This window comes from Celeribacter baekdonensis, assembly GCF_003047105.1.
GTDB classification, from domain to species: domain Bacteria; phylum Pseudomonadota; class Alphaproteobacteria; order Rhodobacterales; family Rhodobacteraceae; genus Celeribacter; species Celeribacter baekdonensis_B.
This window is the reverse complement of sequence record NZ_CP028472.1, coordinates 272,948-296,418: the sequence shown is the minus strand read 5'-3', so window position 1 is coordinate 296,418 and position 23,471 is coordinate 272,948. Positions and strand designations below refer to the sequence as shown.

21 protein-coding genes and 2 pseudogenes are annotated in these 23,471 nt (G+C 56.7%); 15 read left to right on the top strand and 8 right to left on the bottom strand.

Translation table 11 applies throughout. The features are described 5' to 3' along the window. Positions 1 to 4: 4 nt before the first annotated feature. The 3 genes from DA792_RS01400 to DA792_RS01390 all read right to left on the bottom strand — a co-directional run bounded on the left by DA792_RS01400 (position 5) and on the right by DA792_RS01390 (position 2,186). On the bottom strand, positions 5 to 1,192 hold the full coding sequence (locus tag DA792_RS01400; RefSeq protein ID WP_107717734.1) for an acyl-CoA dehydrogenase: 1,188 nt from the start codon (positions 1,190 to 1,192) through the stop codon (positions 5 to 7). Continuing rightward, positions 1,189 to 1,605, bottom strand: a complete 417-nt coding sequence (locus DA792_RS01395) for a nuclear transport factor 2 family protein (protein WP_107717732.1) — start codon at positions 1,603 to 1,605, stop codon at positions 1,189 to 1,191. The genes DA792_RS01400 and DA792_RS01395 overlap by 4 nt, the downstream gene beginning before the upstream one ends. Before the next feature lie 152 nt (positions 1,606 to 1,757). After that, positions 1,758 to 2,186, bottom strand: coding sequence for a cupin domain-containing protein (locus DA792_RS01390; protein WP_107717730.1), 429 nt, complete (start codon positions 2,184 to 2,186; stop codon positions 1,758 to 1,760). 227 nt (positions 2,187 to 2,413) lie between these two features. On the opposite strand from DA792_RS01390, the gene DA792_RS01385 reads away from it, so the two are divergent. Beyond that, positions 2,414 to 3,418 (top strand): AraC family transcriptional regulator, encoded by a 1,005-nt coding sequence (locus tag DA792_RS01385; RefSeq protein WP_107717728.1) that lies wholly within the window; start codon positions 2,414 to 2,416, stop codon positions 3,416 to 3,418. Positions 3,419 to 3,493: 75 nt separating this feature from the next. On the opposite strand, the gene DA792_RS01380 is transcribed toward DA792_RS01385, so the two are convergent. Further along, a complete protein-coding gene (locus tag DA792_RS01380) occupies positions 3,494 to 3,913 on the bottom strand; it encodes an acyl-CoA thioesterase (protein ID WP_107717726.1) in 420 nt (139 codons plus the stop codon). A gap of 391 nt (positions 3,914 to 4,304) precedes the next feature. Here DA792_RS01380 and DA792_RS01375 point away from each other — a divergent pair. The 6 genes and pseudogenes from DA792_RS01375 to DA792_RS01350 all read left to right on the top strand — a co-directional run bounded on the left by DA792_RS01375 (position 4,305) and on the right by DA792_RS01350 (position 9,183). Beyond that, positions 4,305 to 6,586 (top strand): annotated as a pseudogene (locus tag DA792_RS01375) (bifunctional salicylyl-CoA 5-hydroxylase/oxidoreductase). Further along, the gene (locus tag DA792_RS01370) at positions 6,583 to 7,326 is read left to right on the top strand and encodes an SDR family NAD(P)-dependent oxidoreductase (protein ID WP_107717724.1); all 744 of its coding nucleotides are present in this window, start codon (positions 6,583 to 6,585) and stop codon (positions 7,324 to 7,326) included. The pseudogene DA792_RS01375 and the gene DA792_RS01370 overlap by 4 nt, the downstream one beginning before the upstream one ends. Then, the gene (locus tag DA792_RS01365) at positions 7,323 to 7,763 is read left to right on the top strand and encodes an acyl-CoA thioesterase (RefSeq protein WP_107717722.1); all 441 of its coding nucleotides are present in this window, start codon (positions 7,323 to 7,325) and stop codon (positions 7,761 to 7,763) included. The genes DA792_RS01370 and DA792_RS01365 overlap by 4 nt, the downstream gene beginning before the upstream one ends. A gap of 14 nt (positions 7,764 to 7,777) precedes the next feature. Beyond that, entirely contained in the window at positions 7,778 to 8,206 is a 429-nt protein-coding gene (locus DA792_RS01360) for a RidA family protein (protein WP_107717720.1), read from the top strand. Beyond that, complete coding sequence (locus DA792_RS01355; RefSeq protein ID WP_159075130.1) at positions 8,199 to 8,576, top strand: hotdog domain-containing protein; 378 nt, start codon at positions 8,199 to 8,201, stop codon at positions 8,574 to 8,576. The genes DA792_RS01360 and DA792_RS01355 overlap by 8 nt, the downstream gene beginning before the upstream one ends. Positions 8,577 to 8,718: 142 nt before the next feature. Then, positions 8,719 to 9,183, top strand: coding sequence for a MarR family winged helix-turn-helix transcriptional regulator (locus DA792_RS01350; RefSeq protein ID WP_107717716.1), 465 nt, complete (start codon positions 8,719 to 8,721; stop codon positions 9,181 to 9,183). A 15-nt stretch (positions 9,184 to 9,198) separates the two neighbouring features. Here DA792_RS01350 and DA792_RS01345 read toward each other — a convergent pair whose 3' ends face one another. Continuing rightward, on the bottom strand, positions 9,199 to 9,732 hold the full coding sequence (locus tag DA792_RS01345; protein ID WP_107717714.1) for a winged helix DNA-binding protein: 534 nt from the start codon (positions 9,730 to 9,732) through the stop codon (positions 9,199 to 9,201). Between the two features lie 126 nt (positions 9,733 to 9,858). Here DA792_RS01345 and DA792_RS01340 point away from each other — a divergent pair, with 126 nt between their 5' ends. Next, positions 9,859 to 10,947, top strand: a complete 1,089-nt coding sequence (locus DA792_RS01340; protein ID WP_107717962.1) for an LLM class flavin-dependent oxidoreductase — start codon at positions 9,859 to 9,861, stop codon at positions 10,945 to 10,947. A gap of 63 nt (positions 10,948 to 11,010) precedes the next feature. Here the strand turns inward: DA792_RS01340 and DA792_RS01335 are convergent, their stop codons facing one another. The 3 genes from DA792_RS01335 to DA792_RS01325 all read right to left on the bottom strand — a co-directional run bounded on the left by DA792_RS01335 (position 11,011) and on the right by DA792_RS01325 (position 13,148). Next, positions 11,011 to 11,820, bottom strand: a complete 810-nt coding sequence (locus tag DA792_RS01335) for an SDR family NAD(P)-dependent oxidoreductase (RefSeq protein ID WP_107717712.1) — start codon at positions 11,818 to 11,820, stop codon at positions 11,011 to 11,013. After that, positions 11,817 to 12,659: a fumarylacetoacetate hydrolase family protein gene (locus DA792_RS01330; protein ID WP_107717710.1), complete on the bottom strand. Its 843-nt coding sequence runs from the start codon at positions 12,657 to 12,659 to the stop codon at positions 11,817 to 11,819. The genes DA792_RS01335 and DA792_RS01330 overlap by 4 nt, the downstream gene beginning before the upstream one ends. Before the next feature lie 63 nt (positions 12,660 to 12,722). Then, a complete protein-coding gene (locus DA792_RS01325; RefSeq protein WP_107717708.1) occupies positions 12,723 to 13,148 on the bottom strand; it encodes a cupin domain-containing protein in 426 nt (141 codons plus the stop codon). A gap of 558 nt (positions 13,149 to 13,706) precedes the next feature. On the opposite strand from DA792_RS01325, the gene DA792_RS01320 reads away from it, so the two are divergent. The 7 genes and pseudogenes from DA792_RS01320 to DA792_RS01290 all read left to right on the top strand — a co-directional run bounded on the left by DA792_RS01320 (position 13,707) and on the right by DA792_RS01290 (position 23,458). Next, positions 13,707 to 14,501: a cyclase family protein gene (locus tag DA792_RS01320; protein ID WP_107717706.1), complete on the top strand. Its 795-nt coding sequence runs from the start codon at positions 13,707 to 13,709 to the stop codon at positions 14,499 to 14,501. A gap of 16 nt (positions 14,502 to 14,517) precedes the next feature. Further along, a complete protein-coding gene (locus DA792_RS01315) occupies positions 14,518 to 16,083 on the top strand; it encodes a phytoene desaturase family protein (RefSeq protein WP_107717704.1) in 1,566 nt (521 codons plus the stop codon). Next, positions 16,080 to 16,526: a MarR family winged helix-turn-helix transcriptional regulator gene (locus DA792_RS01310; protein ID WP_107717700.1), complete on the top strand. Its 447-nt coding sequence runs from the start codon at positions 16,080 to 16,082 to the stop codon at positions 16,524 to 16,526. Before DA792_RS01315 ends, DA792_RS01310 begins: the two co-directional genes overlap by 4 nt. An 11-nt stretch (positions 16,527 to 16,537) precedes the next feature. Beyond that, positions 16,538 to 18,681 (top strand): annotated as a pseudogene (locus DA792_RS01305) (thiamine pyrophosphate-dependent enzyme). A gap of 11 nt (positions 18,682 to 18,692) precedes the next feature. Beyond that, positions 18,693 to 20,243: an indolepyruvate oxidoreductase subunit beta family protein gene (locus DA792_RS01300; RefSeq protein ID WP_107717698.1), complete on the top strand. Its 1,551-nt coding sequence runs from the start codon at positions 18,693 to 18,695 to the stop codon at positions 20,241 to 20,243. A 3-nt stretch (positions 20,244 to 20,246) separates the two neighbouring features. Then, entirely contained in the window at positions 20,247 to 21,791 is a 1,545-nt protein-coding gene (locus DA792_RS01295; protein ID WP_107717695.1) for a phytoene desaturase family protein, read from the top strand. Between the two features lie 128 nt (positions 21,792 to 21,919). Then, positions 21,920 to 23,458 carry an ABC transporter substrate-binding protein gene (locus DA792_RS01290; protein WP_107717693.1) on the top strand — a complete coding sequence of 513 codons (1,539 nt, stop codon included), beginning with the start codon at positions 21,920 to 21,922 and terminating at the stop codon, positions 23,456 to 23,458. Positions 23,459 to 23,471: the final 13 nt, after the last annotated feature.

Below are 23,471 nucleotides of genomic sequence, written 5' to 3'. Positions count from 1 at the left end.
GCCCTCAGACGAGAGGTGTCGGAGGGGAGACGCCAAGAAGGCTCGCGCCGCCGATCTCATAACACAGCGGGCTGGCCGCAATGGCATGGCGCGCGCCGGTGTTTACATCGCGCCACAGACGACCCAGGGGGCTGAACTCGGCAAAGGTCGCGGTGCCGTGCAACGTGGCGAGATCGTTCATGACCTCACACAGATTGGCCGTGGCATGCGCGCCGTAATTGCGCACACGGGCGCGATCCGCCATCGACAAAGGGTCGGTGCCAAGGGCCGCTGCATCAATCAAATCAGCGGCGGCCTGAAGGCTCATTTCGGCCGTGTCAATCTTGGCTTTAGCGGCCCCGATGGATTGGACAAAAGCCCCAGAGGTGTTTTGCGGATGGTATTTGGAATAGGTGATGGGGCGTTTGCCCGCCGCTGCAATCACATAGTCCAAGGCCGCCTTTGCCCCCCCAAGCGGACCAGAAATGATCACGGTCGGGAACATTGAAACCGGCGTCAACCGCTGGAGGAAATGCGCCTCACCCGACATCTCAAACTCTGGCCCAAGGATCGTACCCGCCGGAGCGATTTGATCCGCCGGAACCAAGACATCTTTGGCAATGAAATTGTTGCTGCCGGTGCCGCGCATCCCGATGCTGTACCATGTGTCCTTGATGGTAAAACTGTCCTTGTGCAACAGGACATAGCCCGGCGTTGGCTCCGCACCTTCGGCCTCATACACATCCAATGCGCCGATGGCCCATTCGGAATTGAGGATGTTCGAGCCCCACGGCCATTCGCCGTTGATCCGGTAGCCCTCGCCCTCGCGTCGGGCTGTGTTGCCGGAATTGACAATCACGGAGGCCATGCGAACGGGTTTTCCACCGGCGTAAACGCGGTTCCACGCCGTGTCTGGAAAACGCATGGCAAGCTGGGCCGACACACTTGAAATCACTGAAATCCACGCGGAACTTGGGCAATACATGCCGATCGTGCTGGTGACATCCAACAACATACGCGCTCCGCCCTCAAAGCCGCCATTTTGCGCCAGTGAGTTGATCCCAAAAACGCCAGTGGTTTCGAGCGCCTCAAGAGAGGCCTGGGTGACACGGCGGCCTTTGTCGGTTTCGACGGCATTGTCGCGCAGGATCGGGCCGATGGCGTGAACTTTGGCGATGATCTCTTGGGTGATGTCTTTTTTATAGGCGCTCATGCCGACACCTCCGCAAAACCAAAGGCGCCGTTGACGGCGGCAAGATCCATGATTTCACGCACCTCGACAATTTTGCCGTCGCGCACGGTGAACACATCGACCAATTCGACATCAAGGATCTGACCATTGTGTAAGGTCGCCGTTTCGGCCAGATGCAAAAAGCCCACGCCTGCGTCTTCGTCGGCATAAAGGCCTTTCACGACCATGTTCAGCGTGCCGGGTTTAAAGGCGTCTCCCAAGCCACCGAGGAGCTCGCCAAAGAACCCGTCCCAGCCGGAATAGGTCTTTGCGATCGGGCATGTTTTGCCAACCACGGTCCATGTCACGTCTTTGGACATGATGGTTTTCAGGGCGTCGATGTCCTGAGTGCTATGGCCTTGCCAAAAGGCTTCGATGATAGATTTTACAGTCATTTTTAATGTTCCCTGGTGTGTTTGAGGTCTTTTGAGACACGTCGGATTGATCCCCGAAGTGGCTTCGGGGTCCGATTTTGATTTTGATGTAAATGAGGGTGCGCCTATCTCAGCGGTGGCGCATGTGGTCGTTGACCTGAACTTGGCTCAGGTCAGACAAACCGAATTTCGTGCTCTGCCCCAAGGCGGACGACTTCGGCCGGATCACTCAAGCCATCAATGGCGACCATGTAATCGTACATCCGCGCGACCGGCGAGACGACGACCAACGCCCGCGCCAACGCGCCGGAACGGTTGTGTAGAGAATGCGGAATACCCATCGGCAAAGTCACGGTGTCACCGACCCCGGCTTTGATCACCTTGCCTTCGGTTTCAAACTCCATCTCCCCTTCGAGAATGTGCAAAATTTCATCCTGTGTGTCGTGAACATGGGTCGGCACGAAGCTATCGACGTTGAATTCCGCATGCATAAGCATCGCGCTGTCCGACACATGCAGCGGCAAATAAGGCTCGCCCAAAATGGTCCATTTTTGGTTTTTAAAGCTGTCGCCCGAAGGGGTGATCCCTTTGCTGAAGTCCATGATTTTTCTCCACTGTTGCGTGTTTTTTAGACCCCAAACGCACGGCCTTAGGGATGTGATCTCTGTCGGGCTCTGCGCCAGAAAGCCCCGTGTTTGATACGGTTTCTGATGACAGAGAGGATCACTTAAGCCCCTTGACGGAATGTGCGTTCGAGTGCCTTTATGCTTTAAGGTTGAAATGAATCAGCGGGCGGGGATATCCGTTTTCTGCAGGGATTGTTCAGATCATGCGAAAAAATCACATTTCTGATGACAGCACGGCCGCTATTCCGATCGCTCGGCACATGCTGCTTGAAACGGACGACATAGATGCGGCCCACGCACAGGTCACAGAAGTGTTTTGCCCTCATAAAATTGATTTCTCAGGCCGCGGGCGGGACCTGTTCTTTCGACAAAGTTTTGCCTCCATGGGCAGTGTGGCCCTCAGCTATGTTCGGTATGGCGCGGATGTGGAGATTGATGCGGGCGAACCGGGCGACTGGTTCATGATCCACTCCACCGACCAAGGCCAATGTGCGATGCAGATCGGCGCACATGACGTACACGCCACGACCGGGACCGATGTCGTCAGCTCCGCCACGACCCGCCTCAAGATGAAATGGATCAACAATTGTGGGCAATTGGTGCTCAAAATTGAACGTGCCGCCCTTGAGCAACATTTGCGTTTGATGCTCCATGATGACCTGCGCCGCCCGATTGAGTTTGTCCCAGATCCGACAGCGACCAACACCTCAAGCTATCGCAGATTGATTGAATTCACCGCCAGCGAGGCCGGACAGACAGAGAGTTTTTTCCGTTCAGACCTTGGGTCGAAACATCTCGAAAATACGCTGATGACAGCGGTTCTGACCAGTTTTCGCCACAGCTATTCCGAGCGTCTCGAAACGCGCGGCGCGCAGGCGGCTCCACGCCATGTGCGTTTGGCCGAAGAGTTTATTCGCACGCATATTGAGGACCCGATTTCTGTGATTGAAATTGCGGCTGCGGCCTCGGTGAGTGTGCGCACCCTGTTTGATGGCTTTAAACGGTTTCGAGGCACGACGCCGATGGCCTATCTCAAAACCATCCGACTTGAAGCCGTGCGCGCCGACTGTATCACTGCCGGGCCCGAAGCCTCGGTGACCGAGATCGCATTGAAATGGGGGTTCACAAATCTCGGGCGCTTTGCGGACAGCTACCGCAAACGATATGGCGAACTGCCCTCCGACACGCTGCGCCGCCGGGGGAAGTGAGCGCCGATTTTAGCGTTCCTGCCGGGCCGCGCACCCAACGGATCAGAGCGCGCAGCCACAGGTAAAAGCCGTCGTTTACGCCGCCAATTCAGGATGGAGATATTTCTCCAACCCGGCGCGGCAATCATCGGGCCAAGGATGGGATTTATGATCCTTGGTCGAGGTCATGACGATGAGTTGTTCGATGGTCCAAATCACGTCCTCACCGACCTTCACCACCGTGTATAAGTCGAGAGAAGATTTGCCGATCTTGCGCACATGCACATTAAAATCGAGCACATCCCCGTACACCGCAGGTTTTTTAAATTCGATGGTCATTTTGACACTGGGCAGACCCAAATGGCGGTCAAACATCAGTTCCTTCCATGTGACCCCGAAAGAGGCAAACATGGCCTCATTCACATCAACCAACATCGACAGATAGGCCGGGTGATAGGCGATGCCGGTGAGGTCGCAATCGCCAAAACGCATCGGCTTTGAGATCGTAAAGGGCATAGGGTTTCCTTTCAGTTGAGCGGCCGCAAGAGGCATGCGTCGCATGTGTAAAGATGGGCGACACCCCAGGTTTGCGCCCTCTCTTTTTATTTATGTTTAAAATGTATTGCGATGTCAAACACCGCGTGAATCGGTGGAAATATCAGCTCTTTATGGGTCAACACTTCACTCTAGATAGAATTTATCATGCTACTAGATACAGCTAATTCAGCGGGTTATTCCATAATTTATGAAATAATCTCATACACTTATGAGATTTTAGCGCATTCCATATCCACAACCAGCTCATTGTCGCTTCCCTGTTGACAGAAAGCTGCGGTCAATTTAGCTTTATATTTAAAGTATATTGGCGGTGACACGCATCAGCCCCCTCAGTCAAAGGATAACAGCAATGAAGATAGCGATTCTCGGCGGCGGCCCTTCCGGTCTGTACTTTGCGATTTCGATGAAACTGCGCGACCCAAACCATGACCTCACGATCTATGAGCGCAACCGCTTTGATGACACCTTTGGCTGGGGCGTTGTGCTTTCCGATGAGACCATGTCCAACTTTGAGGACAACGACCCGATTTCCGAAAAAATGATCCGCGACAACTTTGCCTATTGGGATGATGTCAAAACGGTGCGCGGTGATGAGGCGATGACCTCAGGCGGTCACGGGTTCTGTGGTATCGGACGCAAAAAACTTTTGCTGGTGCTGCAGGAGCGCGCGCGCGACCTTGGCGTCACCTTGCAATATGAGACTGATCTCACCGACGAAAAGATCGCTGAACTGAAAGAAGCCAACGATTTGGTGGTGGCCGCAGATGGCCTCAACTCCAAAACACGCACGATCTATGCCGATCAATTTCAGCCCGAGATTGATATGCGCCGGAACCATTTTGTCTGGCTTGGTACGCATCAGAAATTCGATGACGCCTTCACCTTTATTTTCGAGAAAACCGAACATGGTTGGATCTGGGCGCATGCCTATCAATTTGACGATGACACGGCGACGTTCATTGTCGAATGCGGCCCCGACGTGTTTAAGGCCTTCGGCTTTGACACGCTGAACCAACAAGACAGCATCGCGCTGTGCGAAAAGATTTTTGCCAAGCACCTTGGCGGCCATGCCTTGATGACCAATGCCAATCACATTCGCGGCTCGGCCTGGATTCAATTCCCGCGCGTCACCTGTGAAAACTGGTTTTTTGAAAATGTCGTTTTGCTCGGGGATGCCTCCGCCACTGCGCATTTTTCCATCGGCTCCGGCAGCAAACTTGGGATGGAAAGCGCCATCGCTTTGGCCGATGAACTCAACTCCGGTGCACCGCTTCGGGACGCGCTGCAAACCTACCAAGACGAACGCAAACTCCAAGTGCTGCGCGTCACATCCGCGGCGCGCAATTCGACGGAATGGTTTGAAGAGGTCGAACGCTATCTGACTTTGGACATGATGCAGTTCAACTATTCCCTGCTCACCCGGTCCCAACGGATCAGCCACGAAAACCTGCGGTTGCGCGACCCGGAATGGTTGGCCTCGGCCGAAGCCTGGTTCCAAAAAAAGGCGGGCAGAAATTCAAACCGCAGCCCGATGTTTGCGCCGTTCAAGCTGCGTGAGATGGAGCTTGCAAACCGCGTCGTTGTCTCACCGATGGCACAATATAAGGCCTCTGAAGGCATGCCGACCGACTGGCATTTTGTGCATTACGCCGAGCGCGCCAAAGGGGGGCTGGATTGGTGTTCACCGAAATGCTCTGTGTCTCCATGGAGGGGCGCATCACCCCCGGTTGCCCGTGCATCGGACCGGACCAAGTGCCCGCCTGGTCGCGCCTGACCGATTTCGTTCATGCCGAAACACCTGCGAAAATCTGTGCGCAAATCGGCCATGCGGGCCGCAAAGGCTCCACCCGTTTGGCTTGGGATGGGATCGACCAACCGCTCACAGAGGGCAATTGGGACCTGCTTTCCGCCTCGGCGCTGCCGTTGATGGAGGGCAATGTCGTGCCCAAAGCAATGGATCGCGCCGATATGGACAAGGTCAAAGATCAATTCGTTGCCGCAGTGAAAGCCGCAGCAGAGGCCGATTTCGACATGATCGAAATGCACGCAGCCCACGGCTATCTCTTGGCCTCCTTCATCTCGCCGGTGACCAACAAACGGTCTGATGAGTATGGCGGATGCCTAGAGAACCGGATGCGGTTCCCGCTTGAAATCTTCCACGCGATGCGGGCGCATTGGCCCGAGGCCAAACCGATGAGCGTACGGATTTCGGCCCATGACTGGATGGGCGACGAGGGCGTTCACCCCGAAGAGGCCGTCGACATTGCGCGACTGTTCAAAGAGGCCGGAGCCGATGCGATCAACGTTTCGTCCGGTCAAACGGACAAGAAAGAACAGCCGATCTATGGGCGGATGTTCCAAGTGCCTTTCTCCGACCGTGTGCGCAATGACGTCCAGTCGCCGACCTTGGTTGCGGGCAATATCTACGAACCCGATCACGTCAATTCGATCTTAATGGCCGGTCGCGCCGATCTGGTCCTTTTGGCCCGTCCGCATCTTGCCGATCCGTACTGGACCCTTCATGCGGCAGTTGAGCTTGGCGACACCGAACAGGCATGGCCCGCCCCCTATGAAGGGGGACGTCGTCAGGCCAATACGCTTGCTGAACGCGCGAAAGCGATGGCGTCATGAGTCTAGACGGAAAAGCGGCCTTTGTGACGGGAGGCGGCTCCGGTGTCGGGGCTGTCATCGCCCTGCATCTGGCTCAGGCCGGAGCACAGGTCACGATTTGCGGACGCCGCCGTGCGCCGCTTGATGCTATGGCGGTCCAACATCCGAACATCACGGCGATTGTCGCGGACATCACCGATGAGGTGGCGATTTCCGCGGCCATTGCCAAGGCGGCTCCCGACATCGTTGTGGCCAACGCCGGGGCGTCGGAAAGCGCGCCTTTCGCCAAAACCGAACTGGCCGCCTTTGAGCGGATGATGACGGTCAACCTCACTGGCACGTTTCTGACGCTGCGCGAGGGCGTAAAGGCGATGCAGGGCAAGCCATGGGGCCGCCTTATTGCCATCGCCTCGACCGCCGGGATCAAAGGCTATCCCTATGTCGCGCCCTATGCGGCGGCCAAACATGGTGTCGTCGGGATGGTCAAATCCGTCGCCCTTGAAGTTGTGCGCAAAGGCATCACGGTCAATGCGATTTGTCCGGGGTTTCTTGACACCGAAATGACCGAACGCTCGATCGCCAATGTCGTCGAAAAAACCGGGCGCAGTCCCGAAGAGGCCCGCGCCTCTTTGGAGGCGACCAACCCCATGCACAGGCTCGTTCCCCCCGAAGATGTCGCCCGCGCCGTTCTCTGGCTCTGCTCTGAGGGCTCCGATATGGTCACTGGACAATCTATTTCAGTGTCCGGAGGTGAGACATGACCGAGACCTTTTCCATCCGCCGTCAGGTGGAATTCAATCACTGTGACGCCGCCGGGATCGTGTTCTATCCCCGCTATTTTGAAATGATCTCCTCACTCACTGAGCGGTTCTTTTCTGATGCGTTGGATTTTAGCTGGGCCTCCATTGGGCTCTCCGAGGGCTACGGCACGCCGATGGGCAATATCGAGGTCCGCTTTCACGCGCCCTCTCAGCTTGAAGATTGGTTGGATCTTTCGCTTCAGCTTGAGCGGATTGGCCGGTCCTCTGCGACATTCCTGATCACCTGTGCCTGCGAGGGCACGCCGCGGTTCACCTGCAAGGCCACGGTGGTTTACGCCAACATCAAAACCGGCGGCTCTGAACCTTGGCCTGAGACACCGCGTGCAAAAATGTCCCGCTATCTCACGGCCTCCTCCCAAAATGAACGCCAAGATTAAAAGAAAGACGCACCATGACAGCTCTCACACCTCATATGTTCCTCCAGCCAGACGGTTGGGTTCCGGCCAAAGGCTATGCCAATGGTCTTTTGGCCGAAGGTCGGATGGTTTTTACGGGCGGTTTGATTGGATGGAACGCACAGCAGGAGTGGGTGCATCTGGACATGCTGGGGCAATTCCGCCAGACGCTCGAAAACATTGTGGCGGTGCTGGAACAGGCCGGTGCGAAGCCCGAGCACCTTGTGCGCCTGACGTGGTACATCACCAACAAAGAGGAATATCTCGATAACCTGCGGGCGTTTGGCGCCGCTTACCGCGAGGTGATTGGGCGGCATTTCCCGGCGATGGCCGTTGTTCAGGTCGTGGCCTTGATGGAAGATGCCGCCAAGATCGAGATCGAAGCCACGGCGGTTATTCCCCATGACGTTACACCCCATGACTGAGGCGCTTCAACGTCCTGACACGGCCCCCATCCTGGTCACTGTCGCTCCGCACAGCCATGCGACGCCGCGTGGGGCGGTCACCGGGGCGTGGATCATGGGGCAGCTCGATGTGGCGGCGGGGCTTGCCGGGCGTAAGATTGCACAGGGCGATGCCTTGATCCTGTCGATCAAAGAGCTGACCTTTCATGCCGCTCTGAGCGCAGGTGCGGAATTTGTGATCCATGCCGAGCTGACACGGCGCGGCAACAGTTCCTTTAACCTGTTTCTTTCCGCATGGGCTGAGCCGGACAGGGATTGCAGCCTTGTCATGAGTGCTGATGTGGTGCTTGTTGCGGTTGACGCCGATGGTAAGCCACGGAAACTGAATTAAAAAATAGTAAAACAGTGCGCTTTACATAGACCTGACAGAGAAAAACCCATGTGAATTTCATGTGGGTTTTCGCTTTACCTGCGCGTCTATAAATTGATACTTAAAATAAGTTTTGTACGGTAATTCGAAATGGACAGGTGAAATGACTGCGCAAGAGACCCATTTGGTTGAGGATGAAATGCTCGCGCGTCAACGGCTTCGGCTTTGGTTGCAAATGCTCAAGGCCGTGCGCTACGTTGAGGGCTCTTTGCGTGAACGCCTTCGTTCAGGGTATGCCACCACCCTCCCCCGCTTTGATGTCTTGGCCGCTCTTCATTCGGAACCGGAGGGCATGAAAATGAGCGAGCTGTCGCAGCATCTTGTCGTGTCCAATGGCAATGTCACCGGCGTGGTGGATCGGCTGGTCAGTGAGGAGCTTGTTGAACGGCAAACGCTCGAATCAGATCGTCGTGCTTTTCTGGTGCGGATCACCGACAAAGGCCGCGCGTTGATGGATGAAATGACGGCGGAGCACCTCGGTTGGATCGACGAAATGTTCACTGATGTGTCCGAGTCCGACGCGGCGCGGGGCATTTCCATCATGCTCGACATCCGCCACAAAGGGTAACGGAGCTTTGCGTGATCAGCGTCTGTGTGTCGCGATCACGCGCGAGGCCTCCTCATACAGTCCCGAAAGAATATTGAGCGTCCGCACCGCGTCTTTCATCCGTGCGGTGAATTCCGGCAATTCGGCAATCTCGGAAATCAACTGACTGCGGCGTATCTCTGCGTATCTGTCGGTGATTTCACAGCCCCGATCCGTGGCCGCGTAGGTGACCCCCGTCCGACTTGATCCATGTTTGGACACAAGCCCATCGGAAACCATTTTTCGGATAGAATACTGAATGTTAGGAATGTCGTCCCGGTTCATGAGACGGGCGATTTCTTTGATCGTTTTGGCGCGGTCATTCATGCGGATCACATGGAGCAACGCGTTGTCTGGGCCACTGGCGACATAGCCCGATGAGGCGACCAGACACTCAGATTGCCAGCGGCCAAAGCTTTCAAATGTGCGCATCAAGGCGAATTCAAATTCAGTTGCCGCGACCTCTGGCTCATCGGCCGCAAGGTGCCATGTGAAGTCGATGTTTTTGGGCGCTGCTTTTTTTTCCGACATGTGCGGGCCTCCGGTATGGATTTCGATTTAAACAAGTTTTCACAGCAAAATTATCTTGACTCAATGTCTTTTTTAAATGCACTTTTAAATCAAAAATCTATTCAAAACCAACATGGAGAACTGCACATGACCAAGAATAAAATGTCTCAAAAGAACGGGTTCAAACTCGGCACTTTCTCATCCAACTGCTCCTCTGGGATGACGGTGAGCAAAGCGCCGGAACGCTGGGTGAACAGCTGGGAGAACAATCTCAAGCTCGGCAAGATGCTTGACGAGGCCGGGATGGATTTCATTTTGCCGATTGCCCGCTGGATCGGCTATGGCGGCGAAACCGATTTCCACGGTAGCGTGTTGGAAACGGTGACCTGGGCCACGGCTCTTTTGGCCAACACCAAAGACATCTCAGTTTTCGCCACCATTCACACAGCGGCCAATCACCCGGTTGTCGTCGCCAAACAGATTGCAACGATGGATCAAATCGGTGCAGGCCGCGCGGGCCTCAACATTGTCGCGGGCTGGAACAAACCGGAATATGAGGCGCTTGGGCTCACGCTGCCCGACGATCATGAGTCGCGCTATGGCTACGCTCAGGAATGGTTCGACATCGTTCAAAAACTATGGGCCAGCCACGAACATTTTGACTGGGATGGCGCGTCCTTTACCCTCAAAGGCGTTAAGGGTGATCCGTGGCCGATCGAAGGCAGTGTTCCGATCCTGAACGCTGCTGGTTCCGGTTTGGGACGCGAATTTGCCACTCAAAACGCCAACTACCTGTTCACTCCGGCCATTGACCTGACCCGCTCCGTCGATGAGATCAAAGAGCTGAAACAAAAGGCAACGGATAAGGGTCGCGATGTGGGCGTGCTGACATTCAGCCACGTGATTTGCCGCCCCACCGAAGAAGAGGCCCGCGCCTATCACGACAAGATCATGAGCGAAATCGACTGGCCCGCCGTCGACAATCTGGTGAACCTTCAGTTCGCTCATGCACAGTCTTTCCCGCATGATCTTTTGGCGCAAATCCGTGATGTGATGGCGCTTGGCCATGGTGGCTTCCCCCTGATCGGGACACCGCGGCAAGTGGCCGATGGCATCATCAAGCTGCATGACACAGGCTTTGCGGGCACCACCCTGTCCTTTGTCGACTACGTTGAGGAATTCCCCTATTTCCGCGATGAAGTGCTGCCGCTTCTGGCCGAAGCTGGCATCCGCTAACGCCAAAGCAAAGCCCCGATCTCTGAGAGACCGGGGGCTTTTTATCGTGTCGGTGGAGGCGGCTTACAGCAGGCCTGTTTCCTTGGCAACACGGCGATATGCGGCCCCGGCGGTAAAGCCGCCGTCGATCACGAAATCCTCTCCGGTGATGAAAGCGGAGCCCTCGGAGGCGAGAAACAGCACCAATTGGGCGACCTCATCGGCCTCACCGGAGCGTTGCATCGGCGTCAGGTTGATCATCGGCGCAAGGTGTGGCGAATTGCGATTAAGGTCCGTCACAATCAGGCCCGGACAGATGGCATTGACCCGAATGCCCATATCCGCGAACTCCATCGCGGCTGTGCGCGTCAGGCCCCGGAGGGCCCATTTGGACGATGTGTAGGCCGGATCATAATGCCCGGAAAAGCCGCTGTTGGACGAAATGTTGACGATGCTGCCGCCCCCGGTTTCGGCCATGAACGGCGCCGCATGTTTGATGCCGATGAACGCACCTGTGGCATTCACATCCATCACTTTACGCCACTCTTCCACGGACATGTCTTGGATGATCTTGCGATTGATGATCCCGGCGTTGTTCACAAGAATATCCAGCCGCCCGGTCCACTCTCGAACAAGTTCCAAGGCGGCGCACCATGCCGCCTCCGAGGTCACATCGAGCGTTACAAAGCGCACATTATGACCCGCATCATTCAGACGTTTTGCAAGAGCAACTCCGTCCTCTTCCAACACATCACACAATAGCACAGAGGCCCCCGCCGTGGCCAAAAGCTCGGCCTCGATCGCACCTTGGCCGCGCGCAGCTCCGGTCACAATTGCGGTTTTGCCCGACAGATCTGTCAGGGCATTTTTGACGTTCTCGAAATTGATACTCATGCTTGCACCATCCTTTGGCGTTGTTCCCCAAGCCCGTCCGCGCCGAGTGTGACCACCTGTCCGGCCCGCAGGAAAGTCGGCGGCTTCATCCCCAAACCAACGCCCGGAGGGGTGCCGGTTGCAATGATGTCGCCGGGCTCCAGGGTCATGAACTGCGAGATATAATGCACCAAATACGCCACCCCAAAGATCATCGTCTTGGTGTTGCCGGTCTGGCGGCGTTTGCCGTCCACATCCAGCCAAAGATCAATGTTTTGAATGTCGTCAAATTCGTCTTTTGTCACCATCCATGGGCCGACAGGACCAAAGGTGTCGTGGCTTTTGCCCTTGACCCACTGTCCGCCGCGCTCGGATTGAAACGCGCGCTCGGAGACGTCATTGACCAAAGCGTAGCCTGCAACATAGTCCAGCGCCGCGACCTCTGAGACGTATTTGGCGCGGGTGCCAATCACGATGCCCAGTTCAACTTCCCAATCGGTCTTTTGAGACGTGCGCGGAATTTCGACATCATCATTTGGGCCGCAAATTGCGTTCGACGCCTTGGCAAACAGGATTGGTTCGGCGGGCGGTTCTTTGCCCGTTTCTTTGGCGTGATCGGCATAGTTCAGACCGACACAGAGAAATTTTCCCGGTCGTGCGATCGCTGACCCCAGACGCGGTGTGCCCTCAACCACGGGCAAATCCGCCAGATCAAGAGCGGCCAGTTTGACGAGGCTCTCTGGTGACAGGCTCTCGCCATTGATGTCTGCAACAACACCGGAGAGGTCGCGGATTTTGCCCTCGGCATCCAGACAGGCAGGGCGTTCCGAGCCGATTGGCCCATAGCGAAGAAGCTTCATAAAGCATCCTTTCGTAGGACGTCTCCGGGGTTTGATGCACCGGAGACGACAAGGGGATGAATGTTACGCGCGACGATAGCCTTCGAGGGCTTCGTCGGGCACATCAGGCAGGTTGGTGACGAGGTTGTCCGGGGTCCGGCAGGTCAGCCAAACGAGTTCCTCGGTGGTGCTCATGTTGACTTCAACATGCGGCATATACGGCGGCACGAACACAAAATCGCCCTCGTACATGTCGAGGTACTCTTTGTAATCTTCGCCAAAATAGATACGCCCGTGACCTTTCAGGACATATCCGCCGGTTTCGCATTCTTCATGGTGATGCGGCGGCGAGCGGTGACCGGGCTCGTTGCTCACGCGGCCAAACCAGATTTTGGTGGCCGGTGTGTGCTGTGGGCTTACACCCGATTTGCGAACGCATTCGCCAGATTGCAATGTGCTGTCGTCCAGTTCGGTGGAACGGGTGACGACGGGAACAACTTTGTCCGTCATGGGTAGTCCTCCTCTTAAAATAGGTGGGTGCATCGCACCCATGACAGGACAGTGGCACATGATGTTTTAGGCTTCAAGTAAATCTTTGAATGTGCCATATGGTGTTTAAACTCCAAAGACGACCAGAAGGCCTAATCAATCGCGCGCGCTAGGGTGTAGGGCATTACATATGGCCAAAGGCAGGCAGAATCCGGGTCACGGCGGAATGACTGATGCCCCACTCTGATGCCCGATTCTCCTCAAATCCGCCTGAATACTCATATTTTTAGTGGTGTTTAATTTTTAATCGACAGTCGGATACATCACGGAACCCTCAAATTCTCTGAGGTCATCGGATGAGGGAGAGGCCAAAACACCGTTTGTTTTCATGTGGTTTTCTCCGATAACGGCTGGCGCTGAGCACCCATTCCGACGGGTTCGAGACAGGATTTCGTGCAAGAATCTCCGCCAATGCGAAAGATTTTTATCCCAAAATAAACTTTGTACTTGAAGAAAGTTTATATATGCATTTGCATATTAATAATCAAAAACACAATCCACCTGAACAGGGAGCCTCATATGTCCACCCAAGAAACACTCGCAAGCGTTGCTGCTGGCCTGCTTGACGGAACCATCAAAGTCGTCGATTGCACCGCCCCGCTCGGCCCCGATACACCGCTGTTGAAACTGCCGCCAGAGTTTGCCGACGACACGCCCAAAATCGAGATTCATAAGATTTCCGAATATGGTGACCGCGGTCCGTTTTGGGCTTGGAACTGGCTGAAACTCGGCGAACACTCCGGCACCCATTACGATGCCCCGCATCACTGGATCACCGGCAAAGATTTCCCCGACGGCTCCGTCGACACCATCAATCCGCAAAATTTCGTCGCTCCGGCCAATGTGATTGATTGCTCCAAAGACGCCGCCGAAAATCCCGATTTCCTTTTGACCGTTGCGCATGTGAAGGCGTGGGAAGCCGAGCATGGCGAAATCAAAGAAGGCGAATGGGTGCTGATGCGTACCGATTGGGATCAGTACAACACGGATGAGGACAAATACCTCAATGCCGACGAAAACGGCCCGCATACACCTGGTCCGACGGCGGAACTCATCACCTATCTGATGGAAGAGAAAAAGGCACTTGGCTGGGGTACTCAGTGCATCGGCACCGACGCTGGCGCTGCGGGTGGCTTTGACATTCCGTTCCCGGCGCACAACTTGCTGCACAAACACAACCGCTATGGCCTTGCCTCTCTGACCAACCTGAAAGAGCTGCCCGCCAAAGGCGCGATCCTTGTCACAGCGCCGCTCAAGATCGTCAAAGGCACCGGCTCGCCGATCCGCGCGCTTGCGCTCATCCCCGCCGCTTGATCCGGGAGACATGTCCATGACCGCATCCACAGACATTGCCATCATCGGGACCGGGATCAACGCCTTGGTCGCCGGGGCCCTGCTGGCCAAATCCGGGAAACGTGTCGCGATGTTTGAACGCGAAGCCGTGGCCGGCGGCTGTATGCGGTCCGAAACCTTGGCGGAGGGGGTCACCTATGATCCCCTTGCCACAACATTCGTGCTTTGGGTGACGGGCGCGGCCCATGGCGCGCTCGGGGCCGATCTGGCCCGGCATGGGGTTGAATTTTGTGCCACAGACACCCCAACTGGCGTGCTTTTGCCCGATGGCCGGGCGCTGACCTATAAAATGGACCGCGCCGCCAATATGGCCGCTTTTGACGCGGTGCACAGAGGCGATGGCGCACAGCTTGGTGCTGATCTTGACGCTTTTGGTGCCGATGCCGAGCTTTTGTTTGGTCTGATGGGGGGCGACCCTTGGTCAAAATCCACCGCAAAGCTTTTGGGCAAAGAAGCCTGGAAACGCAAACCGCACGGGCTTGCCGCCACCATGGGCGGCGCTTTGCAATCCATGCGCGGCTGGTTGGAAACCTCTTTTGAGGATGAGTTGACGCGGGCGCTTTGGGCCCCTTGGTGCTTGCACGCGGGACTAGGTCCAGAGGCGGCGTTTTCCGGCCAAATGGGTCAGGTGATCGGCTTTGCCTTGGAGGCGGCAGGCGCGCCGATCGTGAAAGGCGGCGCGGCCAATATGGTGCGCGGGCTGATCGCGATCATCGAGGAAAACGGCGGCACCGTGCGCACCTCTGCTGAGGTGTCTGAAATTCTGGTCTCAAACGGCAAAGCGACCGGTCTCAGACTGTCAAACGGCGAGACAATCAAGGCGGGCAAACTGCTTGCTTCCGTCACGCCGCATCAACTCTATGACAGGCTCGCCCCCTCCTCCAAACACCGCGACAACCTACGCAAATACAAATACGGCAAAGGAAATTTCCAGCTTCACTATCTGCTCAACGGCCCTGTGAAATGGAACACTCCGGGGCTTGAGGCCGTTCAGCTTTTGCACATCACGCCCGGTCTGGATGCCGTGTCAAAAGCAGGCAACGAAGCCGAACGCGGGATGTTGCCGGATGTGCCAACGATCTGTGTGGGCCAACCCACAGCTGCCGATCCCAGCCGTGCACCAGAGGGTCAAACTGTGCTCTGGCTGCAACTGCCCGAAGCGCCACGCAGCGTCAAAGGCGATGCACGCGGCGAGATCACCGTGCCCGCCGATGGGCAATGGACAGAGGCCCTGCGCGAAACCTTTGCCGACCGCGTTGAGGCCATCCTGAGCCAGCATATCGACGGGTTCAAAGATCAGATTGTCACCCGTCGCGCGATCTCTCCGGCGGATTTGGAAGGCTACAACATGAACCTTGTTGGCGGCGATCCTTATGGCGGCGCTTGTGCTCTTGATCAGTTCTTCCTCTGGCGTCCGTTTGCTGACACCCTGCGTCACGACAGCGGCATCAAAAACCTCTATCACATCGGCGCGTCCACCCATCCGGGGCCGGGCCTGTCCGGTGGCTCAGGCTTTCTGACGGCCAAGGAATTGGGCGCATGATGGACCGTCCCGAGGATCTCGAAGAATTCACGCCCTATCTGATGAACCGGGTCATGGCGCGCTACAACAAAGGCGTCGAAGCGGCGCTCAAAGAGGTGGGTGTCTCCGTGGCTCAAATGCGCGCGCTCGTCGTTTTATTCGATGGCGGCCCCTGCACGATCAGCGAGCTGTCGGTGCTGACTGTGATCAAACAATCCACCCTCTCGCGCACACTCGATTCAATGGAAAAAGCCGATCTGATCCGCCGCGAAGGACAAGATGGCGACAGCCGCGTGCGCCAAATCAGCCTCACCGATGCCGGACGCGCCGCCTATGAGGCCGCGTGGCCCGCGATGATTGGCATGCGCGACACCATGCTTGCCGCTCTGACGCAAGACGAACGCGCCCTGCTCAACACAATGCTTTTGCGGGTGTTCTACGACATCCGCCATCACGATTTTTAAAGGAGACCCCCATGGCCGAAAGATCATTTGCCAAGGAAGTCCAAAAACTAAAACAAGGCGAAGGTGACACCTTTGCCGGAGAAGGCATCTTAGCCATCACCAAGGCGCTGTTGGAAAACGGCGTAGGCTATGTGGGCGGCTATCAAGGCTCGCCGATTTCGCACCTCATGGATGTGCTTGCCGATGCCGAAGAGATCCTCAGTGAGCTTGGGGTGCATTTCGAGGCCTCAGCCAGCGAGGCCACCGCCACGGCGATGCTTGCGGCCTCAGTCCATTATCCCATTCGCGGCGCGGTCACTTATAAATCCGTCGTCGGCACCAATGTGGCCTCGGACGCCCTGTCCAACCTTGCGTCTGGTGGCGTCACGGGCGGCGCATTGATCATTGTGGGCGAAGATTACGGCGAAGGCTCGTCGATCATGCAGGAACGCACCTATGCGTTCGCGATGAAATCTCAGGTCTGGATGTTGGACCCGCGTCCCAATCTGCCCGCGATTGTCAAAGCCGTCGGGGATGGGTTTGAGCTGTCCGAAGTGTCGAACACGCCTGTGATGTTGCAGGTCGGCATCCGTTCGTGCCACGTCCACGGCCATTTCGAGGCGCGTGACAACAAACGCCCGCACATGACGGTGTCAGACGCGCTCGAAAACCCGGCGCGCAAACTGGACCGGATCGTGTTGCCGCCCGCGACCTATCTGCACGAAGAAGAAAAGCTGACCAAACGTCTGCCCGCCGCGCAGAAATTCATTCTCGATCGTGAGATCAACGAACGGTTCGGCGCAGCGGGCAGCAAAGTGGGCCTGATCCTTCAAGGCGGCACATACAACACCGTGATCCGCGCGCTCAACCGTTTGGGACTGGCCGATCTCTATGGCGACACAGAGATGGATATGTTGGTGCTCAACTGCGTCTATCCCCTCGTCGACAGTCAAATCATGGCCTTCTGTGAGGGCAAGGATGCGGTTTTGATCATCGAAGAAGGTCAGCCCAACTACATCGAACAACAGATCGCCCATATGCTCTACAAAGCGGGAAAATCGGCCAAACTCGAAGGCAAGGGCATGTTGCCGATGGGCGGGGAGTACACCGGGCAAGTCATGGTCGATGGGATCGGCGCATTCCTCTCCGAATATGCGTCGGAGATGCTGCCAGTGGCCAAACTGGCCTCTAACGAAGACCCGATCGCGATCCCTGATCTTTCCAAGGTGCTGCCTGCCCGCCCCCAGGGTTCTGCACCGGCTGCCCGGAACGTCCGATCTTTGCCGCCACCAAATTGGTCGAAGAGGAACTGGGCGAACATCACATCTCCTCTGACATCGGCTGTCACCTGTTTTCCATCATGCCGCCCTTTGATTTGGGCGCGACGACGATGGGCTATGGCCTTGGCCCGGCCTCCGCCGCGGCGTTCCACAATGAGAATAAAAAGGGCCGTCGCTCGATTTCCTTCGTCGGTGATGGTGGGTTCTGGCACAACGGCCTGACCAGCTCGGTCGGCAACGCGGTGTTTAACAAATCCGACAACGTCATTGTCATCGTCGACAATTTCTACTCGGCGGCGACAGGTGGTCAGGACATCTTGTCCTCGCGCGCCACGAACAAAACCAAACAGACCCAAAACTCCATCGTTGAGGCCTGCAAAGGCATGGGCGTCAAATGGATTCGTCAGATTGATCGCACCTATGATGTGACCAAAGTCCGGGACACATTGAGAGAAGCGCTGACCACCGAGCAAGAGGGGCCGAAAGTGATTGTCGCCTCCTCGGAATGTATGCTCAACAAACAGCGCCGGGTGAAACCCGAACTGGCCAAAGCCGCCAAAGAGGGAAAACGCGTGGTGCGGCCCCGCTTTGGTGTGGATGAGGATATTTGCACCGGCGATCACGCTTGTATGCGCCTGTCGGGCTGTCCGTCTTTGTCGGTCAAGGACACGGGTGATCCCCTGCGCGATGATCCGGTGGCCGCGATTGATCAAACCTGCGTCGGCTGTGGCAACTGTGGTGAGGTGGCGGATGCGGCTGTGCTCTGCCCCTCGTTCTTTCAGGCCGAAATCGTGTCTAATCCAAGTGCTGGCGAAAAACGCCGCGCCCGTCGTAGCCAAAAAATCATCTCTTGGCTGCAAAGCCGTCGCGACGCGAAACGCGTGGCTTTTGCCTAAGGAACCGCCTCATGAACATCCAAGCAAACCCGATTGTCGCCCGCCGCTCTCCCGGCCCTGACGGAGAAAAAGTCATTACCTTGGCCGCACTGGCTGTTGGCGGGCAAGGCGGCGGCGTGCTCACCAACTGGATTGTGGCCGTGGCCGAAGCCAACGGCTATCGCGCCCAATCCACCTCGGTCGCGGGCGTGGCCCAGCGGACGGGCGCAACCATTTACTATGTTGAAATGTGCCGCGACACAGGCCGCGCGCCGGTGTTCTCCCTATCCCCCTCGATTGGGGACGTCGACATTCTCATCGCCTCGGAATTGATGGAAGGCGGGCGGGCGATCATGCGCGGTTTTGTGACGCCGGGCCGCACCACGTTGATCACCTCCACCCACCGCATCGCTGCCGTGTCGGAAAAAATCAACCCCGGCGACGGTCGCGTCGATGGCGCAGACGTGGTCGCCGCCATGGGCATCGCGGCGGATCATGTCGTCGCCTTTGATATGGAAAGCGTGGCGAAAAAAGCCGGGTCGGTGATTTCGTCGTCCTTGCTTGGCGCGTTGGCGGGATCAGGCGCGCTGCCGTTTCCGCGCGACAGTTTTGAGGACGTGATCCGTGGCTCTGGTCGTGGTGTTGAGGCAAGTTTGCGGGCGTTTGGCGAGGCCTACGAGATTGCAAAAGGCACCAAATCTGCGCCGCTCCCAGAAGAAGCCACCGCCCCGATCGTTCCGGTGTTGCATATCCCGCAAAAGCTCGCCGCCAAATGGGCCGCCCTTGAGGCCCGCGTTGCGGCCCTGCCGGATGCGGTCAAGGAGATGACGGCCCTGGGTTTGAAAAAAGTCGTGGACTACCAAGATGTTGCTTATGGCGCAGACTATCTCGACATGGTCGAAAAGATGGTCGCGCTGGATGCCGCACCGTTTGATCTCAGCGTAAATGCCGCCAAATATTGCGCCCGCGCATTGTGTTATGATGATCTGTTGCGGGTCGCGGATATCAAAACACGGGCATCGCGGTTTGAGCGCGTCAAAGACGAGGTGGTCGTCAAAGACGATCAAGTCCTGATGCTCACCGAATATTTTCACCCGCGCTTTGAGGAATTCACCACGACCTTGCCCAAATCCATGGGGAAATGGCTGCAAAGACGCAAAGGCATTGAAGCGTTTTACACCAAGCGTTTCGATAAAGGCCGGCGCATTCGCACCGATAGTTTGCGCGGCTTTATGATGCTTTGGGTGGTGTCTTCCCTGCGTCCGATCCGCCGCACATTGCTACGTCATGAAAGTGAGATGGCGCATATGACCGCATGGTTCAACACGGCTATGGACGTGGCCAAAACCGACCCGGCACTCGCCTGTGAAGTGCTGGCCAATTATCGCCTGATCAAGGGCTATTCCGACACCCATGCCCGTGGCCTGTCGAAATTTGCCCGCGTGATGGGCGCGCTTGATCTCTTAAAGGGCCGCAATGATGCTGCCGACTGGATGCGTCGTTTGCGCGTCGCGGCCCTCGACGATGTCAAAGGCGACAAACTTGATGGGGCTTTGGCCACTGTCAAAAGCTTTGCGGGGTAAGGGATGAGCACGCCGATCGTCATCATTGGGGCCGGGATCAACGGCCTTGTCGCTGCGGCCGATCTGGCCGCAAGGGGCAAAAAGGTTCGTGTTTTCGAGCGCGCGCCAACCCCCGGCGGCGCGGTGCGCACCGAAGAGTTGACCCTCCCCGGCTTTCGTCACGATGTCGCGGCGATGAACCTGTCGATGTTCGCAGGCTCGGCCTTTATGGCCCGCCACGGGGAGGAAATGGCACGGCATGGAATGGCATTTGTCCCCATCTCGCGCCCCTTTGCACAGGCGATGGCGCCGGGCGATTATGTCGGCGTGACCACGGATGTGGAGGAGACACTGTCCACCTTTGCCTCCGACAGAGACAAGGCGACATGGCGCGACCTGATGGCGGCGTTTCCCGCCCGCGCCGGTGTGGTCGGTGGGTTGCTTGGCACCCCGATGCAACGCTGGCCCCTGCTCAAATTCATCTGGAAAACATGGCGGTCTCTGGGGACGGCGAAAAGTCTTGAGGTGGCGCAATTTTTGACAAACTCGCCGCGCGCGTGGTTGGAAGAGACCTTTGAAGACCCGCGCCTGCGCACCGCGCTTTCAACATGGGGGATGCACCTTGATTTTGCCCCCGACATCGCCGGCGGTGCGATTTTCCCCTATCTCGAAGCCATGGGTGGTCAGGCCATGGGGATGGTGATTGGTCAGGGTGGTGCCGATGTTGCTACTCGCGCATTGGTCACCATGATTGAGGCGCGCGGCGGTACCGTCGAATGCAACGCCGATGTGACAGAGATCCTGCACACAAATGGCAGGGCCACAGGCGTTGTCGTGAATGGCAAAAAGGTCGAAGCCTCAACCATTTTGGCAGGTCTGGCCCCAAAACACCTGCTGCGCCTCACGGGTGGCACACAGGATGCGCGATTTGACACAGGTCTCGAAAAATTCCGTCATGCGCCCGGAACAATGATGATCCATCTTGCCTTGGACGGCCCTGTGCCATGGGCGGCTAAGGCGCTTGGCAGCTTCGCATATGTCCATATCGGGCGCGACATTGACACCGCCTCGCGCACCTATACCCAAGCGCTTGCCGGGCTTTTGCCGGACACGCCGCTTCTTGTCGTCGGTCAGCCGACAGTGTTCGACCCCACGCGTGCGCCGGATGGAAAGCACACGCTTTGGGTTCAGGTCCGGGTGGTTCCGGCGGAGATCAAAGGCGATGCAAAAGGAGAAATTACCTCACAAAATTGGGAAGATGCAAAGGTTCTGATGGCAGAACGCGCGCTTGATCTGATCGAAGAGCAAGCGCCCGGGTTTCGCGCCACCATCCGCGCACAGTCGCTTGTCTCGCCGCTCGATCTCGAGGCGGAAAACCCCAATCTCGTTGGCGGCGATCAAATCTGTGGCTCTCATCACCTGAGCCAGAACTTTCTCTTTCGCCCTGTGCGCGGCTTTGCCGACGGACACACGCCGATAGAGGGGCTGCATATGATTGGTGCCGCGACCTGGCCGGGAGCCGGGACCGGTGCCGGATCGGGATTTTTTGCGGCACAAATGATCAAGTGACAGACAAATCGACATCAATGTCGTTTGAGTTCTAAGTTTATGCTTTAACTTTAAACTTTATATGCTCAAACTATCGTCAGAAACAGAGCCCGAAAATGGGCCATCTTCAACCAATGGGAGCTTCGCATATGACTGCAAAGACACAACTGACACGGCGCGGATTTATCGGCGCATCGGCGGCCCTGACCGCCTTGATCGCAACGGGTGCACCTGTTTTGGCACAGAGTGCCGACAGCCTGACCATCGCCTATAATATTCCGGTGCAAAGCTGGGACCCGACCACGGGCCCGGCGGCGGTTAACCCGGCGCTGCAATCCATCTATCTCGCCGTGTTCGACCGTTTCATCGACCAAGCCCCTGACCTGTCGTTTGGCCCCGGCCTTTTGACCGAATGGGGTTTCAATGACGACAAAACCAAGATCACCATGACCGTCCGCGAAGGCGTCAAATGGCACAACGGCGACGATTTCACCCCCGAGGATGTGGTGTGGTCCCTGACCCGCGCGGCAAATCCCGAAACCGGGAACCCGATGCAATTCGTCTGGTCGAAAATTGGCAACTTTTCCATTGAGGGCAATGTGATCACCGGCGATGTGTTCAACTTTGAACCGGCGTTGTTCAAATGGATGGCCTTCCTGACCGCCTTTGTCCTACCGAAGAAATACTACGAAGAGGTTGGATCAGACGGGTTTGAAAAGGCACCCATCGGCACTGGCCCCTATATGGTCGATGCTTTTGAGCAGGGGGCCTATGTGCGGCTCAAGGCCTTTGCGGATTATTGGGGTGGCGCACCAGAGTTTGACACCGTGACCCTCAAATTCGTCACCGATGCCGCCTCGCGTGTGGCAGAAATTGAATCGGGCAATGTCGATGTGACCTCGAACATGCCTTATGAGGAATACGACCGTTTGATCGCCAAAGACGGCCTGTACGGTGTGGCCGTGCCGATCACCGATATTGGTATGATTTTTCTGAACGACATTGACGTGATGTTGGACAAGAACGTCCGCCTTGCCGCCCATCACGCGATTGACAAACAGCTCATCATTGATCGCCTGTTGCGCGGATATGGCGTGGCCCTGTCCACCCTCGAAGTGCCCGGCTACGCCGCCTATGACGACAGCATCGTGGTGGAATACGACCCTGAAAAATCCAAAGAGCTTTTGGCCGCATCCGGCTATTCCACCGACAATCCGGTGCGCTTTACCATTCAAACCACACGCGGGTTCAAACCCAAGGATTACGAGATGATCCAAGCCATCGTTGGCATGTGGCGCAAGGTTGGGATCGAAGCCGAAATTGAGGTCTATGAGATCGCCAAGCACTATGAGCTGCGCGCCTCTGATACCTTGGCCCCGGCAGCGTTTTACAACTGGGGCAACTCGATCGGGGATCCCTCGACCTCCACAGGGTTCTCAATGTTCGGCCCGTCGCCCCATGCGGTGTGGGACAGCCCTGATTTGGTTGAAAAAATTGGTCCGCTTTTTGTCGAAGCCGACGAAGACAAACGCATTCAGGGCTACAAAGATGTGTCGCGCTACATCGCCGAAGAGGGCTATGTCATCCCGATTTTGCAATATGTGATGCCGATCGTCTACGCGTCCACGGTGAATGTGGTGCCCTACACGTCTGGCGACTTGCTGCCCCAAGCCATGACCAAATCCTGAGACCCATCAGGCC

Coding starts and splice junctions, on each gene's coding strand:
- DA792_RS01400 (WP_107717734.1), bottom strand. CDS start 1,192: ATGAGCGCCTATAAAAAAGACATCACCCAAGAGATCATCGCCAAAGTT.
- DA792_RS01395 (WP_107717732.1), bottom strand. CDS start 1,605: ATGACTGTAAAATCTATCATCGAAGCCTTTTGGCAAGGCCATAGCACT.
- DA792_RS01390 (WP_107717730.1), bottom strand. CDS start 2,186: ATGGACTTCAGCAAAGGGATCACCCCTTCGGGCGACAGCTTTAAAAAC.
- DA792_RS01385 (WP_107717728.1), top strand. CDS start 2,414: ATGCGAAAAAATCACATTTCTGATGACAGCACGGCCGCTATTCCGATC.
- DA792_RS01380 (WP_107717726.1), bottom strand. CDS start 3,913: ATGCCCTTTACGATCTCAAAGCCGATGCGTTTTGGCGATTGCGACCTC.
- DA792_RS01370 (WP_107717724.1), top strand. CDS start 6,583: ATGAGTCTAGACGGAAAAGCGGCCTTTGTGACGGGAGGCGGCTCCGGT.
- DA792_RS01365 (WP_107717722.1), top strand. CDS start 7,323: ATGACCGAGACCTTTTCCATCCGCCGTCAGGTGGAATTCAATCACTGT.
- DA792_RS01360 (WP_107717720.1), top strand. CDS start 7,778: ATGACAGCTCTCACACCTCATATGTTCCTCCAGCCAGACGGTTGGGTT.
- DA792_RS01355 (WP_159075130.1), top strand. CDS start 8,199: ATGACTGAGGCGCTTCAACGTCCTGACACGGCCCCCATCCTGGTCACT.
- DA792_RS01350 (WP_107717716.1), top strand. CDS start 8,719: ATGACTGCGCAAGAGACCCATTTGGTTGAGGATGAAATGCTCGCGCGT.
- DA792_RS01345 (WP_107717714.1), bottom strand. CDS start 9,732: ATGTCGGAAAAAAAAGCAGCGCCCAAAAACATCGACTTCACATGGCAC.
- DA792_RS01340 (WP_107717962.1), top strand. CDS start 9,859: ATGACCAAGAATAAAATGTCTCAAAAGAACGGGTTCAAACTCGGCACT.
- DA792_RS01335 (WP_107717712.1), bottom strand. CDS start 11,820: ATGAGTATCAATTTCGAGAACGTCAAAAATGCCCTGACAGATCTGTCG.
- DA792_RS01330 (WP_107717710.1), bottom strand. CDS start 12,659: ATGAAGCTTCTTCGCTATGGGCCAATCGGCTCGGAACGCCCTGCCTGT.
- DA792_RS01325 (WP_107717708.1), bottom strand. CDS start 13,148: ATGACGGACAAAGTTGTTCCCGTCGTCACCCGTTCCACCGAACTGGAC.
- DA792_RS01320 (WP_107717706.1), top strand. CDS start 13,707: ATGTCCACCCAAGAAACACTCGCAAGCGTTGCTGCTGGCCTGCTTGAC.
- DA792_RS01315 (WP_107717704.1), top strand. CDS start 14,518: ATGACCGCATCCACAGACATTGCCATCATCGGGACCGGGATCAACGCC.
- DA792_RS01310 (WP_107717700.1), top strand. CDS start 16,080: ATGATGGACCGTCCCGAGGATCTCGAAGAATTCACGCCCTATCTGATG.
- DA792_RS01300 (WP_107717698.1), top strand. CDS start 18,693: ATGAACATCCAAGCAAACCCGATTGTCGCCCGCCGCTCTCCCGGCCCT.
- DA792_RS01295 (WP_107717695.1), top strand. CDS start 20,247: ATGAGCACGCCGATCGTCATCATTGGGGCCGGGATCAACGGCCTTGTC.
- DA792_RS01290 (WP_107717693.1), top strand. CDS start 21,920: ATGACTGCAAAGACACAACTGACACGGCGCGGATTTATCGGCGCATCG.